The sequence below is a fragment of the Actinomadura rifamycini DSM 43936 genome (assembly GCF_000425065.1).
GTDB classification, from domain to species: Bacteria; Actinomycetota; Actinomycetes; order Streptosporangiales; family Streptosporangiaceae; genus Spirillospora; species Spirillospora rifamycini.
Genome location: NZ_AULB01000020.1, coordinates 153,610 through 168,411, shown reverse-complemented (window position 1 = coordinate 168,411; position 14,802 = coordinate 153,610). Strand labels below are relative to the sequence as shown.

Genomic DNA, 14,802 nt, shown 5'->3' with positions numbered 1-14,802 from the left:
CGACGACCGAAGGCCGTGACGCGGCGGCGGGCACGGCGATCCGCGTCTTCCTGCTCGACGACCACGAGGTCGTGCGCCGGGGCGTGTCGGCGCTGCTGTCGGCCGAGGCCGACCTCGAGGTCGTCGGCGAGGCGGGCACGATGGAGCAGGCCCTGGTCCGCGTCCCCGCCGTCCGGCCGGACGTCGCGGTCCTGGACGTCCGCCTTCCCGACGGGGACGGCGTGGCCGTCTGCCGCGAACTCCGCTCCCGGATGCCCGGGCTGGCCTGCCTGATGCTGACCTCCTTCGATGACGAGGAGGCGCTGTTCGAGGCGGTGATGGCGGGGGCCGCGGGGTACGTGCTCAAGCAGATCCACGGCTCCGACCTGGTCGGCGCCGTCCGGACGGTCGCCTCCGGCCAGTCCCTCCTGGACCCCCGCAGCACCGCGCGGATGCTGGAGCGCATCCGCAGCCGCAGGGAGCAGAAGGATCCGCTGCACGGTCTGTCCGAGCAGGAGCGCCGCATCCTGCACCTCATCGGCGAGGGGCTCACCAACCGGCAGATCGGCGAACGCATGTCCTTGGCCGAGAAAACCGTAAAGAACTACATTTCCTCGATTTTCACGAAACTTGGCATGAGCCGTCGCACCCAGGCCGCGGCGTTCGCCGCGCACCTCGAATCCGGAAGCGGCACGCGGACGCCGGAATAACCGGTCCGCGCGCCCGCGATCTCCCTTTCTTTCACGCCGCCAGGAGCGGCGTTAACTCACCACCACTCCTCGGTGGTGACCTCCTCCACCGGCCTCCGGACGGCCTCGAACCGCGGGGCGTCGCCGCTCACCGCACCGATCCGCAGCAGCGACTGCGGGTGGCGTCCGGCGCAGAAACGGGTACGGATGAAGTCCCGCAACTCGGGCACCTCCAGCGCCTGCGTGTGGAACGCCACCGCCAGACCGTGCTGGTCGGCGCGCAGCAGGAGCCGCTGAAGCGCCTGGCCGGCCCGGATCCAGGCCGTCGGGTCGTCGGTCTGGGTGGCCAGCAGCATGACGAGGCCCGCCTCCCGGCCGCCTCCCTCCGCCGGACCCGGCACGCCCCGATCCTGCCCGCGCGCGAAGTCCCGCGCGGCGAACCGGGGTTCGGTGCGCGCCTCCCGCGGATAGCCGCCCTCCTGGACGCCGTCCCTGCGCCGGGTGCCCGGCGCCGGAGCCCATCGGGCGATCTCCGAGGCGTAGGACGGCGTGCGCCGCTGGACGTGCTCGGCGGCGTCGGTCAGCGCGGCCAGGGCGCCCTCGACATGGGCGTCCACCGCCTGTATCAGGCGGGCGCCCTCCGTCTGGGTCTCCGTCGCGATCCTGCCGATCACGGTGTCGGGGACGCCGCCCGGCCCGAACCCGCCGCGGTGCGTGCGGCGCCGCCTGATGCGGCCGTGCAGGTCCTCCAGGTCGCCGTCCGGCGGCTGCCCCGGGTTCATGTGGACGTCGGCCAGCAGGTGGGGCCGGTCCGGGTCCGGGAGCAGCCGGGCGTCCGGGGCGTATCCGAGCACCCGCAGCGCGAGCCGCAGGTTGTACAGCGCCGCTCCGCAGCTGATCAGCATCTCCCGGCCGGCCGGGTCGGCGACGCCCAGCCGCCGGTCGGCGTCCGCGCGCACGCTGATCCGCGCCCCGCGGACGCCGAAGCGCCACGGCTGGGTGTTGTGGACCGACGGAGCCCAGACCGCGTCGCCGATCGCGCGGCGGGCGTCCTCGGCGAGCTGCTCCGGCGGCACCGGGGTGGTGATCCTGGTTCGCATGCCCACTCCTTCGAAGGTCTCCCCACCAGCCCATCAACCGGTCCGCGCCGGCGGCAGGGCCGAAGGTCCGGACCGGGCGGGACGTCCAGGGCCGAACGCCGGCCGGCCCGGGACGTTCGGCCCCCACCGCCGCCCGCGGCCGCGACGGACGCTGGAAGCGCCGCGGCGGACCGACGCGAAGGAGAGGTGGAGACCGTGAACACCGACGCACCGGCCGAGTCCCGGACCGCCGGCGAACTCATGACCCGGGACCTGCTCGTCATCGCCGCGTCGGAGTCCGCGCTCATGGCGTGGGAGCTGATGTCCAAGGCGGGCGTGCACCACCTGCCCGTCGCCGACGACGAGGGCGCGTTCCTCGGCGTGCTGGACGCCCAGACCGTCGCGGCCACGTGGAGCGCGTCCGGGCCCCTGCACGCGCGGCGTCCGGTCACCGGACTGCTGCCGGACCGCCCGCCCCGCGCGGTCCGCCCCGGCACCCCGGTCCCGGAGGCGGCGCGGGCCATGCTCGACGCCGGGGCCGACTACGTCGCCGTCACCGACGAGGCGGGCGGGCTCGTCGGCCTGCTCACCGCACGGGACCTGATGGCCGCCATCGCGGGCGTCCACCGGGAGGCGGCGCCGCCAAGCGGAGGGATGCCGTCGCTGTACCGGATGGAACCCGTCCTCCCCCGGCAGACGCCCCGGCACCCGGACGGCGGCATCCCCCCGGACTGACCACACGGCACGGCGGCCGTCCGGGTGGACGGTGCGAGACCTCAGGTCGGCGCGGTTCCACCGGGCTCGAGCGTGGTGACGAAGAAGTCGACGATGGCACGCTGCCGGTCCGGGTCGAGGATCGACGCCTCGCCGGAGAAGCTGACCCGGGTCAGGATGACGCCCAGGAACGCCTCGCAGGCCAGTGCGGGATCGACCGCGCCGGGGATCTCACCGCGCCGCCGGGCCGAGCGGAAGACGTCCTCGACGACCGCCATGCAGTGGTCGATGAAGTCGCGGCGGAACCCCGCGTAGATGGCGGGATGGTTCTGCGCCTCCTGGACGCACCGCTGCAGGATCTCCAGGCGCGGGCTGGTGAACACCGCGGCCACCGCCGGGACGATCGCGAGCAGGTCCGCGCGCAGCGCGCCCGTCCCGGGCACCGCCAGCCCGGCCGCGAGGGTGCCCAGCGCGTCGACGACGAGCCGGTCGCGGTCGGGCCAGCGGGCGTAGATGCCGCGCTTGTCGACCCCCGCGCGCGCGGCCACGCTGTTGGTGGAGAACCCCGCGATCCCCCGTTCGGCGAGTTCGTCCACCGCCGCCCGGAGCACCCGCGCGTCGATCGACGGGTCGCGCCGGCGTCCGCGCGGACGTCCTGCTGAGCTCACTTCACCATCCTCGAGAATTGATGTACCATGGCGGTACGTTAAATATACGGGATACCGGCCCGGCGCGGTCGGCATCGGAGGAGAACGACTATGCCATCCACGTTGTACACCGCCACGGCGACCGCCTGGGGCGGGCGCGAGGGCCGCGTCGAGTCGACCGACCGGCGCGTCGCGCTGGACCTGTCCGTCCCGAAGGCCCTCGGCGGCGACGACGGCCGGGGCACCAATCCCGAGCAGCTGTTCGCCGCCGGGTACGCGGCCTGCTTCCACAGCGCCCTGAAGGCCGCCGCCCGGCAGGAGAAGATCGACGTCGCCGAGTCGGCGGTGTCGGTCACCGTCGGCATGGTCGGCGGCCTCGCCGAGACCGACGACTGAGCACAGGAGGACATCCCATGTTGCAGACGGGCGATTCCGCACCCGACTTCGAACTGCCGGACCAGCACGGCGAACGCGTCCGGCTGAGCGAGCGGCTGGGCACGGGGCCGGTGGTGCTGTTCTTCTACCCTGCCGCCCTCAGCCCGGGGTGCACCCGCGAGGCATGCCACTTCCGCGACATCGTCGCCGAGTTCGCCGAGCGCGGAGCGGCGATCCTGGGCATCAGCGGCGACGACGTCCAGAAGCAGAAGCGGTTCGACGACCGGCACAGCCTCGGCTACCCCCTGCTCTCCGACGCCGACGGGGCCGTCGCCCGCGCCTACAAGCTCGCGCGGCGCATCCCCGGCTTGCCGGCCAAGCGGGCCACCTTCGTCATCGACGGCGACCGGCGCGTGCTCGCCGCGGTCCACAGCGAGATCAATATGAACGTCCACGCGGACAAGGCGCTGGCCGCACTGCCGAAGTAGCGCCCCGGACAACGCTCTATGGCCGGATCAGGCCTCCGGCGTCAGTTCAGCAGGCAGCTGACCAGGTGCTGACGTTCTTCTCCCCATCGATCGGATAGGTCCACAAGGAGCGCGCACCTCACCACCGCGGCGAATCTGGACTTCCGCTTCCCGAGGGCGTCACATCCTGGGTCGCTGAACTGTCATATGAGGTGAGAAGCGGAGATGCCTCACCGGCAGAAGGGACGGGCGACGATGCCCACGCAGCGCGAGCAGGACGAAGCCGGCCTCCGGCGGCACGTCGACAAGATCATCGAAGCCCTCGGAGCCAAGGACCTCGACGCCCTGCGGCGCCTCTACGCGACGGACGTCGTCTCCTTCGACGTCGAGCCGCCGCTCCAGCATGTGGGGATAGAGGCGAAGTTGAAGAACTGGACGAACGTGTTCACGGTCTTCCAGGACGTGTCGTATGAAGTCCGCGACCTGGCCCTCACCGTGGGCGACGACGTCGCGTTCGGGCACGGTTTCGGACGGCTGAGCGGCACCCTGCGGGACGGGACGGCGACGACCGGCATGTGGGTCCGCGCCACGTTCGGCTTCCGGAAGACCGACGGCGCCTGGCTGATCGCCCACGACCAAGTCTCCGTCCCGTTCGACATCTCGACCGGCCAGGGCGTGACGGACCTCGAACCCTGACGACGCCCCACCGCCCGTACAGGTCCTTCAGGCGTCTCGCGTCAGCGTCCGGGGTGTCCGGGGCCGATGTGCTCGGGCATGTACCGCACGACCGTCTGCCCCTCGCGTTCGCAGGCCCGGCACTGGAGGGTCTGGTGGCCCTTGTGGACGGCCCACGCGGGCGGGCAGGCGCACGGCGACCAGCCGACCAGGACCTCCCCGGGCCGCAACTCATGCCCGAACGGGCAGATATGGGACATATCGCCAGAGTAGGGGACGCCCCGCCGCGGGTCGGCAGCGGTCCGGCGGACGCGGTGTTTCAACGGCGGCCGTGCTGCTCGGCGGAGCGGGCTCGGCGGTGGGCCGCGACGCGTTCACGGGTCGCGCACCGGCGGGAGCAGTAGCGGCGTTCGGGGCCGCTGCCCTGGTCGATGAAGACGTTCCGGCAGCTCGGGGACGCGCAGACCCGGCCGGGCGGACGCTGGCGGTCCCAGAGCAGGACGGTCAGAGCCATGCACGACGACGCGAGGAGCCACTGGCCCCAGGGAGCGTCGTCGTCGTGGTCGAGGTGCGGGTGCCAGGGCGAGGCGCCGCCGTGCGAGGTCAGGCGGAGCGGCCCGGTGTGCGCCCGCAGGATGCGGTTGAGCGCGGTGGCGGCGGCGTCGGCGTCCTCGGCGGTGAACACGTCCCGGAGCAGGGCGGCGGCCGAGCGCATCCCGGCGACGTCGTCGGCCGTGGGGGCGACGGGGTCCGCTTCACCGTGGGCGCGGAGGACGTCCGCGACGCTCTCCGGGTCGGGGCGGTCGTCGGCGAGGACGTTGATCAGGGCGGCGGTCCGCCTGGCCATGGCCGGCACGGAATGCCGGGTCGACCAGTCGTCGATGTCGGGGCGCACGCCTCGAATGTAACGCATATTGCGAAGTTTTGAGTTACCTCCGTATCGTTCCGCCGGTGAAGAGGCGCTACTCCTTGGGTTCCTATCTCTCGGGGGCGGTGGCGGCCCGGATCGGGGACGAGATGTCCGGTCCGGCGCTGATGCTCGCGGGATTCGCCTTGGCCGGGTCGGCCTCGGACGCGTCGGCGCTGCTCGCGGCCCTCACGGTTTCCGCCGCGGTCGGGGGGCCGGTGCTCGGGGCGCTTCTGGACCGAGCCGGACGACCGGGCCGCCTGCTGGGCGGAGCCCTCGCGCTGTACGCGGCGGGCCTGGCGCTGGTTCTGCTGGCGCTGGGCCGTGTCCCGTTCGCCGTCGCCCTCGTGGTCGCCGTGGTGACGGGGCTGCTGGGTCCGGCCCTGTCGGGCGGGTGGACGGCCCAGCTTCCCCGGGTGGCGTCCCCCGGCCGCCTGCCCCGGGCGAACGCCCTCGATGCCATGACCTTCGGCGCGGCGAGCCTGGCGGGCCCGGCCCTCGCCGGCGTCGCCGCGGAGGCGTTGGGGGCACCGATGGCCGTGGTGGTATCCGCCGTGCTCATCGCCCTGGCGCTGCCCGCCGCGTGGAGGCTGCCCGACCGTCCCGTCCGGGCGCGGGAGGCTCGGGCGGCCTCGCTGGCCGGCGCGCTGGCGGCCGGGGTGCGGGTGATCGCCGGCAGGCCACCGCTGGCACGGGCGACCCTCGCCTCGGTGGTCTGCTGCGCGGCGCAGGGCATGATGACCGCCTGCGTCCCGCTGCTGGGCGAGCGCGTCCTGGGCGGAGCCGGCCGCGGCGTGCTGCTGCTGTCCTGCGCGGCGGTCTCGGCCCTGGCGGCCAACGCCCTGCTGGCGCGGTTCCCGCGCGCCGTCGCCCCCGACACGATCATCTGGGTCGGCGCCCTGGTCCAGGCCGCCGCCTTGGCGCTGGCCGCTCTGGAACGACCGGTCCTGCTGATCATCGCCGTCGTCGTCGCGGGACTCGGTGAGGGCCCCCAACTGGTCGCGCTGTTCGCGGTCCGCCACCGGGAGGCGCCGGAGGAGCTGCGCGGCCAGATCTTCACCACCGGCGCCAGCTTGAAGATCACCGCGTTCGCCGTCGGAGCGGCCGTCGCCGGACCCGTCGCGAGCCGGTCACTGACCGCTGCCCTGATCGTCGCCTCCGGCCTGGCGCTCCTGGCGGCACCGGCGGCCCTCGCCATCCCCTGGAGGAAGCGAGACTCCTGGAAGGAGAACCCCCCGGTCGAGCGTGTCGGGCGCTGAACGGTGCGCGGTGCTAGAAGTGGCCGCCGAAACCGTCGACACCGTAACTGCTCGGCCACGTGGTGACGTGCCGGATCGTCCCCCGGTCGTTCGGCGGCGGCGGCTCGGCCGGCGGCCAGGGATCCGGGCGTCCCGCCCGCTCCGCGACGGTCAGGAAATGCTCGTGCTCGTACCAGTAGCGCTTGCCGGCGAGGACGGTGCGCAGCCGTGAGCCGTCCGGATCTTCGCGGTCGTACCGGTCGAACTGCTCGGTGAGGAAGAGCAGCGGGAGCACGTTGTCGTCGTCCTCGGGCAGGTAGCCCGCGTCGACGACGGCGGCGACCGCCTCCGGCTCGAGCTTGGTCGCGCGGGCCAGCAGGGCCCTCCGCAGGTGCCCGCGCCTGAAGTCGTCGGCCGAGAGTGCGTCCGAGGGGCGGAGGTCGCGCAGGGACCGCCGGACGGCCGCGGCGACGTCGTCCGGCAGGTCCGTGCCCAGGAGGCCCAGGATCCGGTCGATGACGGCGTCCTCCCGGGCCCCCGGCCCGTCGCCCTTGCACATCGACTGCAGGACCCGCCCGTCCGGGTCGGCCTCGCGGTAGGCGGCGAACTGCCGGGTGAGCAGCAGGAGGAGGGGCGCCCAGGCGGGGCCGTCCGGCCGGTGTCCGGCGTCGCGCACCGCGGCGATCGCTTCGGCGTCCCCGAGGACGGCCCGATCGCACACCACCGCGACGCCCTCGGGAGCCGACAGGGCGCGCAGCGCCCTGCGGCACCGGTCGTGGACCTGCTCGGGCAGCCAGGTGCCGAGGTACTCCAGCAGCCGCCCGGCCAGGGCGCCCTGCTCGAACGCCGGCAGCAGATCGGACCGGTCCTTCAGCAGGGCGAGAAGCGCCAGGTCGACGTCGTCGGGCCGGGCGGGCGGCCGGGGCAGGTGGGGGTTGGCGTCCACGATCCGCAGCAGCGCGTTCGGCTCGCCGCCGCGCCACAGGTCGACCCGGGTCTCATGGCCGGGCGGTGCCGCGCCGAGGTAGGTCGGGCCGAGCCGCGCGCGCGGCCGGACGGCGGTCTCCAGGGCGTCCAGCAGGCCGGGCTGGTCGGTGACGGACAGCAGATCCGCCAGCCGCCGCCGCAAGGCGAGGTCGGGGAACCCCAGCGCGGCATCGACCAGCCGCTGGACATACGGATCGCCGTTGTACACCCCGAGCGGCGGCTCGGCGGCGGTCTGCGGAAGGCACGCCGTCAACCGGACCCGCGGCCGGTACGGGGACGTCGGGTCGGGCTCGAGCAGGAACTCCAGCACCGGAACGACCCGCTCGGGCAGCTCGTGGTTGCCGAACCTGAAGCGCGCGCCGCTCAGCAGGAACCAGGCGCCGCGCCAGACCTCGTGGCGGTCCGCCCCGCCGGCCGCCCACCACCGGTCGATCCGCTCACGGGCACGGCCGCTGCCGCCGTAGAGCGCGGCGGCCAGCACGGCGCGGCCGCGCTCCGGGTCACGCCGCCTGCGGAACAGCACCGTTCCATGATGCATCGCCATCACGCCGGGGGCCATGCCGCGCGGCGTTTGACCCCCGAACGGGGGTCATGACACCCGGTCACGACGGCCGAATAATCGGAGACGTCCGCCGCGACAGGGGCGGGCCCGGCCGATACGGGGGGTCGGGGCCGCTCCGGGACGGACCCCGGACTCCCACGAAGGGCTGTGAGACATGAGCGAGCGCTGCCGGCCGTCCCGCCGAGCGGGCGACGGTCTGGAACCCGCCGTATGAGACTACGAGATCGCGTGCCCAAGTGCGGGCCCACCAGGGAAGTCACCGCGGCACGGACGTTGGGGACGGTGACGCCGCTGCTCCGGACGGTGGGCGTGACCCGGGTCGCCGACATCACCCGGCTGGACCGGGTCGGCATCCCCGTCTTCACGTCTTCAACGCCATCGTGCACCCGGTCCCACGACCTGCCGTCGGTGTACAGTGCCGAGGCTCGCGCCGAGGACGAGGGCGCCGGCGCCGCCGGCGGCCAGGCTCGCGAGCATCGCGGTGCGCGGGCCGCGGGCCGTCGCCGGCCGCCCGGCGAGCTGGGACCCGGCGACGCTCGCGGCCGCGGCGGGCCGGCGGAAGCGCGCCGGTCCGTTCCGGTCGTCTGCCATTCGAGGATCGCCCTCCTTTTTGGGCGGACGGCGGGCGCGAGGGCGCCCGGCGTCCGAGTCAGGGGCGGGTGGAAGCGGTCCGGATGTCCGGACCGGCACTGCCAGAGGAGGCGACGGCCGGACCCGGATGCCTTCAGCGCCCCGGCCGCCGGTCACGACCACCACGCCAGGGAGCCGATAGACCTCGGATAGGGTGCACTTGCATGACGGAATCGTGGGTCAATTCGGCGGAGCGGCTCGGCAGCGACCTGCATCTGGACCTCGCCCGCCCGGGCAGCCGCCGCGCCGTCCTCACCGGCGCGCTCCGCGAGGCCGTGCGGGACGGGCGCCTGGCCCCGGGCACCCGGCTCCCCTCGTACCGGTCGCTGGCCGCCGATCTAGGGCTGGCCCGCAACACCGTCGCCGACGCCTACGCCGAGCTGGTCGCCGAGGGATGGCTGATCGCCCGGCAGGGCTCGGGCACCCAGGTCGCGCCCCGCACCGAGCCCGTCCCCCCGCCCCAGGTGCCGAAGGCGGCGGCGCCGCGACCCGCGCCGCCGGCGCACGACCTTCAGCAGGGGCAGCCGGACGCCTCCTCGTTCCCGCGGTCCGCCTGGCTGGCCGCCGCCCGCCGCGCGTTCGCCGCCGCACCGAACGAAGCGTTCGGCCCGGGCGACCCGCGAGGGCGCCCGGAGCTGCGCCGCGCCCTCACCGAGTACCTGGCCCGTGCGCGCGGCGTCCGGACCTCGCCCGACCGGATCGTCGTGTGCTCCGGCTTCGCCCACGCGCTGAGGCTGATCTTCGGCGGCCGGGTCCTGCACGGCCCGCTGGCCGTGGAGTCGTACGGCCTCGCCTTCCACCGGGCGATCCTGGCCGCCGCGTCCGTCCGGACCGTCCCGCTCGCCCTCGACGCCGACGGCGCCCGCACCGCCGAGCTGGCAGGGCTCACGGGGGTGCGGGCGGCGCTGCTCACTCCGGCGCACCAGTTCCCGACCGGGGGGCCGCTGCATCCCGAGCGGCGCGTGACCGCGCTGGACTGGGCACGGACCCGCGGAGGGGTGATCCTGGAGGACGACTACGACGGCGAGTTCCGCTACGACCGCGACCCGGTCGGCGCCGTCCAGGGCCTCGACCCCGACCGGGTCGTCTACATCGGCTCGGTCAGCAAGAGCCTGTCTCCGGCGCTGCGGCTCGGCTGGATGGTGCTGCCCGAGCACCTCGTCCCGGCCGTCCTGGACGCCAAGGGCCGGCGGGAGGCGTGGGCCGGCGTCACCGACCAGCTCACCCTCGCCGACTTCATCGCCTCCGGACACTACGACCGGCACGTCCGCCGCATGCGCCAGCGCTACCGCGCGCGGCGCGACCGGCTCGTCGCCGCCCTCACCGCCCGCGCCCCGCACATAACGCCCACCGGCATCGCCGCCGGGCTGCACGCCGTCCTGCGCCTGCCGCCGGGGACGGAACGCTCCACGGTCGAGGCCGCCGCCGAGCGGTCCATCGCCCTGGACGGGCTCGCCGACTTCCGCCACCCCGACGCCACCATGCCCGTCCAGGACGGGTTGGTCGTCGGCTACGCCGCCCCTCCGAACCACGGCTACGCGCAGGCCGTCGAAGCCCTCTGCCGGATCCTCCCGCCCGCCCCCGGGGAGCATTGACCGGCGCCACCGGACGCCGATCCCGGCGTCGCCGATCTGCGCGATCGGACGCGGCGCTCCCTCGTCCTCGGCATCTCCCGGATGCTCAACCGCCGGCAGCTGTGCGAACCGGTCGGAACCGGACTGCCCGGCTGCCCGCGCCCGCGCCCGGCCGGGGCGCGGGCGGGCCGGCGGCGGACCGGACGACGGCGGCCTTCACCGGCGGTCCCCGAAGGCGACGCGGTCGCCGTCGGCCGCCGCGGCGTAACGGCGCCGCGCGTCCCGCTGGAGCTCCCGGGACTCGGGGCTCGCGAGCCGCTCCGCGAAGAGCCCGGCCTCGAGGCGGAGACCTTCGGTGAGCGGCAGCCGGGAGCCCTCGACCAGGGCGCGTTTCGCGGCGGCGAGTGCGGCGGCGGGACGGGACGCCATCCGGCGGGCCAGGCGCGTCGCCTCCGCCCGGAAGACCGGGGCGGGGAGCACCCGCTCGACGATCCCGGCCGCCCGGGCCTGTTCGGCGGTGAGGACGTCGCCGGACAGGACGACGTCGGCGGCCCGCCCCGGGCCGATCAGCCTGGCCAGGCGCTGGGTGCCGCCCGCCCCGGGGATGATGCCGAGCGCGGTCTCCAGGAGGCTGACGTGGGCCTCGGCCGAGGCCCAGCGCACCGTGCAGGCCAGGGACAGTTCGAGGCCGCCGCCCCACGCCTGCCCGTCGATCGCGGCGATCACCGGCTGCGGGAGCCGCTCGACGCGCCGCATCGCGGTGTACCAGATCTTGGCCCGCGGCACCGGCCCCCGGGACAGTTCGGCGAGTTCGTCCAGGTCCGCGTGTGCGACGAAGTAGCCGGGGACGCCGCCGGCCAGCATCACGACCCCGATGTCCGGGTCGGTCTCCAGACGGGCGAGTTCCGCGTCCAGTTCTTCGAGCGCGGCGAAGGTGAGGAAGTTGCGCGGCGGGTTGCGGTAGGTGAGGACGGCGACGCCGTCGCCGTCCTCCCGGGTCCACAGTGTCATGTCAGGTCCCTGGACGAGTCGAGTCCGTGCTCGGCGAGGAAGCGCAGCACGGCGTCGTTGAAGAAGGCGGGGTTGTCCTGGTTGGCCAGGTGGGCGGCGTCCGGGACGGCGAGGTACCGCGCCAGCGGGTCCCGGCGCGCCCAGACGGGCATGGCGGTGCGGAAGTTGCCGAGCCGATCGTGGTCGCCGTGCAGCAGCAGCTCGGGGATCTCGATCCGGTACGCGGGCTCGGGGCGGAGGGCGCCGACCAGGCTCGCCATGACCGCGACCATGTCCGGATGCGACATCCGGCTCGCGGTGCCGCGCACGTACTCGCGGACGCGGGGGTCGCGGGCGGACGCCTTGGCCTCCTGGCGGATCAGCGCCTTGCGCGGGTACCAGGGCAGCATGCGGACGACCGCCGCCGCCTGGAGCCGCTCCCGGCGCGACATCGGCAGGGTGTTGCCGGCACAGCCCAGCGCGACGAGCGCCGAGACCCTGTCGGGGCGGTGGTAGACGATCTCCTGGGAGAGGTTGCCGCCCATCGACTGGCCGACGAGGACGGTCCGCCCGATGTCCTCCCGGTCGAGGATCGCGAGGAGGTCGTCCACGGCCGTGCCCAGGGACCACGCGGCCCGGTTGGGGATGGAGCGGCCGTGCCCCCGGACGTCCCACAGGAGGACTCGGTGCCGGGCGGCGAACGTCTCGATCTGCGGTTCCCACGTGCGGTGGTCGAGGGTGGCGCCGTGCGTGAAGACGATCGGGAGCCCGTCGTCCGGTCCGCCCGTCCAGTAGTGGATCTCGCAGCCGGCGCGCTGGACGGTGCGGTGCCGCGGCGTCATCGCTCCCCCTCGCCGCCCAGGAGGAGGACCGACGCGCCGTAGTGGACGCTCTGGGTGGACGGCGTCCCGGGTCCGGCCGTGGCGACCGGTTCCCCGCCGCCCTGATTGCGGTCGAAGTGCGGGAAACTGCTGCTGGACAGCAGCAGGCCGATGCTGTGGCCCTCCCCGAACCGCCGGGCCGTGTACCCGAGGTCGATCTCCAGCGGGATCACCTCTCCGCGCGGCACGGGGGTGCCCGGGCCGTCGCGGTGGCTCAGCCGGACCGCTCCTTCGCAGACCGGCAGCAGCCGTCCGTCGGGCAGCCGGTCCACCAGGCGGGCCATCACGTCGGCGTCCGCGGCGTCGGTCGCGAAGGAGAGCCGCAGCCGGACGCGGCCGATGACGTCGGTGTCCTCGCCGAGCACGTCACCGAGGTAGAGCAGGACGTCGGGGCGCGCGGCGATCCGGCCGAGGTCCAGCGGCCCGGGGACGAGGCGGCCGAGGTGCAGGACGCGCCCGCCGCGGCTCGGGACCGGGTCGGCCGGGTCGTGGACGTAGCCGTCGGGTTCCGCCGGGCCCGCGGGATCGGGCCCGGCGGCCAGCCCGCCGGGCGTTCCGCCCGCGACCGCGGGACCGGTCAGGTGCAGGGCGAGGCCGGCGGTGCCCGCGGGGGGCCACCGCTCGGCGGTGCGCCATTCGTCCGCCCCCATCAGGAAGTACAGGACGGGCGCGGATTCGCCCGGCCCGTCCAGGCAGCGGCGGAAGAAGTCCAGGTGCCGTTCCGGGAGGCGCGCGGCGGCGGCCGAGGCCGCGACGCCGAAGTTCACCTCGCCCTGCAGGTGGGTCAGGGCCCCGGTGTGCGCCCAGGGCCCGACGATCAGCTCGTGCCGCAGGTCCGGGCGCAGCCGCCGCATCTCCAGGTGGCCGCGGACGGTCGCGGAGGCGTACACGTCGTACCAGCCCGTCACCGACAGGACCGGCACCTCCACCGCCGCGTGGTCCCAGTCGGGCAGGGCCCGGACCCGCCCGGCCAGCAGGTCGCCGATGCGGATCGGGAAGCCGGGCAGGTCCAGCTCCGGCATGCCGGCGAGCGGCAGCCGCCGCATCGCCCGCTCCGGGTCGTGGATCAGGGCCGCGACCCGCGCGGCGAGCGCCGGGTCGGCGTCCGGCCCCTGCCGGCCCAGCCAGTCGGCGGCCATGTAGGCCAGCCAGCCGACCAGGTGGTCGAGCCGGAGCGCGCCGCCGGTGTCGCGGGCGTCCGCCGCCGCGCCGGTCGTCATGGCCGGGGCGATGCCCCGCAGGTGCGGCGGCCGCAGCGCGGCGCCGAGCCAGGCGACGATGCCGAGGTAGGACGTGCCCGCGAGGAACACGTTGCCGTCGCACCAGGGCTGCGCCGCCGCCCACTCCACGGTGTCGTAGGTGTCCTCGGCCTCCTGCTCCCACATGACGGCCCGCCACTCGCCGCCGGAGTCGAAGCGGCCGCGGGTGTCCTGCGCCAGGGCGGCGAACCCGCCGGCGAGGCAGTGCCGGGGGTGCAGCGCGTCGGAGCCGATCTCCCGCCGCCCGTAGGGCGTCCTGAAGATCACGGCCGGGGCCGGGGCCGGGGGCCGCCACAGGTCGCCGCGCAGCGGCACGCCGTCGCGCATCGGGGTCTCGACGCCGCTGTCGATGCGTCCCAGTTCCACCGTCACACCGCCTTGAGGGCGAGCATCGTGCGGGCCATCTCGTTCCACCCGGCGGTCGCGCCGCCGTCCACGGTGAGGGCGCAGCCGGTGAGGAACGAGCTGCCGGGCAGCGCGGCGAACACGGCGGCGCGGGCCTGCTCCTCGGGGGCGGCGAGCCGTCCGGCGGACGTGGTCGCGGCGAGGGAGTCGCGCAGCGGGCCGGGCGGCCACAGCTCGTCCACCATCCCGGTGTGCGTCGGTCCCGTGACCAGCGCCACCGCGCGGATCCCCTGCGCGCCGTAGTCGACGGCGACCGACCGGGCGAGGCCGATGAGGGCGTGCTTGGCCATGTTGTAGACGGGAGAGCGGGGCGTCGCCGCGACCCCGCACATCGAGGACGTGAACACGAACACCCCGCCGTCCGCGCGCATGTGCCCGACGGCGGAGCGCACCAGGTAGAAGTTGGCGTCGCAGCACACGCCCATCACCGTGCGGTAGTCGTCGTCGGTGAGGCTGTGCGGCCGCCCGGGGACGTTGACGCCGGCGTTGCCGTGGACGACGTCGAGGCGGCCGTGCCGGGCGACCACCGCGTCGACGACGCCGGCGACCGCGGCGGGGTCGGAGACGTCCGCCTGGACGATCCCCTCCCCCGGCGTCAGGTCCACGCCGACGACTTCGGCGCCCACGGCCCGGAAGAGCCTCATCGAGGCCGCGCCGATGCCGCTCGCCGCGCCGGTGATCAGGACGACCCGGCCGTCGAGGCGGCCGAAGACGTCGCCGTCTGTCATGGTCATGCTCTTCCCC

17 protein-coding genes are annotated in these 14,802 nt (G+C 74.8%); 7 read left to right on the top strand and 10 right to left on the bottom strand.

Annotation, left to right across the window (positions count from 1 at the left end):
* Positions 1-38: 38 nt before the first annotated feature.
* Positions 39-689, top strand: coding sequence for a response regulator (locus H505_RS0120415; protein WP_026403459.1), 651 nt, complete (start codon positions 39-41; stop codon positions 687-689).
* A gap of 56 nt (positions 690-745) precedes the next feature.
* Here H505_RS0120415 and H505_RS0120410 read toward each other — a convergent pair whose 3' ends face one another.
* Entirely contained in the window at positions 746-1,768 is a 1,023-nt protein-coding gene (locus tag H505_RS0120410) for an Acg family FMN-binding oxidoreductase (protein WP_026403458.1), read from the bottom strand.
* Between the two features lie 186 nt (positions 1,769-1,954).
* On the opposite strand from H505_RS0120410, the gene H505_RS0120405 reads away from it, so the two are divergent.
* On the top strand, positions 1,955-2,482 hold the full coding sequence (locus H505_RS0120405; protein ID WP_026403457.1) for a CBS domain-containing protein: 528 nt from the start codon (positions 1,955-1,957) through the stop codon (positions 2,480-2,482).
* 41 nt (positions 2,483-2,523) lie between these two features.
* Here the strand turns inward: H505_RS0120405 and H505_RS43265 are convergent, their stop codons facing one another.
* Entirely contained in the window at positions 2,524-3,129 is a 606-nt protein-coding gene (locus H505_RS43265) for a TetR/AcrR family transcriptional regulator (protein ID WP_034518869.1), read from the bottom strand.
* 90 nt (positions 3,130-3,219) lie between these two features.
* Here H505_RS43265 and H505_RS43260 point away from each other — a divergent pair, with 90 nt between their 5' ends.
* From H505_RS43260 to H505_RS0120385, 3 genes are all read left to right on the top strand, one after another.
* Positions 3,220-3,504: an Ohr family peroxiredoxin gene (locus H505_RS43260; protein ID WP_084550555.1), complete on the top strand. Its 285-nt coding sequence runs from the start codon at positions 3,220-3,222 to the stop codon at positions 3,502-3,504.
* Between the two features lie 17 nt (positions 3,505-3,521).
* Positions 3,522-3,971 (top strand): peroxiredoxin, encoded by a 450-nt coding sequence (locus H505_RS0120390; RefSeq protein WP_281173468.1) that lies wholly within the window; start codon positions 3,522-3,524, stop codon positions 3,969-3,971.
* A gap of 204 nt (positions 3,972-4,175) precedes the next feature.
* Positions 4,176-4,646: a YybH family protein gene (locus H505_RS0120385; protein WP_245592581.1), complete on the top strand. Its 471-nt coding sequence runs from the start codon at positions 4,176-4,178 to the stop codon at positions 4,644-4,646.
* 41 nt (positions 4,647-4,687) lie between these two features.
* Here the strand turns inward: H505_RS0120385 and H505_RS0120380 are convergent, their stop codons facing one another.
* Entirely contained in the window at positions 4,688-4,885 is a 198-nt protein-coding gene (locus H505_RS0120380) for a hypothetical protein (RefSeq protein ID WP_026403454.1), read from the bottom strand.
* Between the two features lie 59 nt (positions 4,886-4,944).
* Positions 4,945-5,520, bottom strand: coding sequence for a CGNR zinc finger domain-containing protein (locus tag H505_RS0120375; RefSeq protein ID WP_341849566.1), 576 nt, complete (start codon positions 5,518-5,520; stop codon positions 4,945-4,947).
* A gap of 56 nt (positions 5,521-5,576) precedes the next feature.
* Here H505_RS0120375 and H505_RS43255 point away from each other — a divergent pair, with 56 nt between their 5' ends.
* On the top strand, positions 5,577-6,791 hold the full coding sequence (locus tag H505_RS43255) for an MFS transporter (protein ID WP_034518866.1): 1,215 nt from the start codon (positions 5,577-5,579) through the stop codon (positions 6,789-6,791).
* Positions 6,792-6,804: 13 nt separating this feature from the next.
* Here the strand turns inward: H505_RS43255 and H505_RS43250 are convergent, their stop codons facing one another.
* Together H505_RS43250 and H505_RS0120360 are read right to left on the bottom strand one after the other, a co-directional pair.
* Positions 6,805-8,280, bottom strand: coding sequence for a hypothetical protein (locus H505_RS43250; protein WP_034518864.1), 1,476 nt, complete (start codon positions 8,278-8,280; stop codon positions 6,805-6,807).
* 408 nt (positions 8,281-8,688) lie between these two features.
* Positions 8,689-8,910, bottom strand: a complete 222-nt coding sequence (locus H505_RS0120360; protein ID WP_026403452.1) for a hypothetical protein — start codon at positions 8,908-8,910, stop codon at positions 8,689-8,691.
* A 203-nt stretch (positions 8,911-9,113) separates the two neighbouring features.
* Here H505_RS0120360 and pdxR point away from each other — a divergent pair, with 203 nt between their 5' ends.
* Positions 9,114-10,544: a MocR-like pyridoxine biosynthesis transcription factor PdxR gene (gene pdxR / locus H505_RS0120355; protein ID WP_026403451.1), complete on the top strand. Its 1,431-nt coding sequence runs from the start codon at positions 9,114-9,116 to the stop codon at positions 10,542-10,544.
* Between the two features lie 195 nt (positions 10,545-10,739).
* Here the strand turns inward: pdxR and H505_RS43245 are convergent, their stop codons facing one another.
* The 4 genes from H505_RS43245 to H505_RS43235 are packed head-to-tail and all read right to left on the bottom strand — an operon-like array spanning position 10,740 to position 14,792.
* Positions 10,740-11,534, bottom strand: coding sequence for an enoyl-CoA hydratase/isomerase family protein (locus H505_RS43245; protein WP_051300943.1), 795 nt, complete (start codon positions 11,532-11,534; stop codon positions 10,740-10,742).
* On the bottom strand, positions 11,531-12,355 hold the full coding sequence (locus H505_RS43240) for an alpha/beta fold hydrolase (RefSeq protein ID WP_051300942.1): 825 nt from the start codon (positions 12,353-12,355) through the stop codon (positions 11,531-11,533). The genes H505_RS43245 and H505_RS43240 overlap by 4 nt, the downstream gene beginning before the upstream one ends.
* The gene (locus H505_RS0120340) at positions 12,352-14,025 is read right to left on the bottom strand and encodes a CocE/NonD family hydrolase (protein WP_051300941.1); all 1,674 of its coding nucleotides are present in this window, start codon (positions 14,023-14,025) and stop codon (positions 12,352-12,354) included. Before H505_RS0120340 ends, H505_RS43240 begins: the two co-directional genes overlap by 4 nt.
* Positions 14,022-14,792, bottom strand: a complete 771-nt coding sequence (locus tag H505_RS43235; RefSeq protein ID WP_051300940.1) for an SDR family NAD(P)-dependent oxidoreductase — start codon at positions 14,790-14,792, stop codon at positions 14,022-14,024. The genes H505_RS0120340 and H505_RS43235 overlap by 4 nt, the downstream gene beginning before the upstream one ends.
* Positions 14,793-14,802 lie beyond the last annotated feature (10 nt).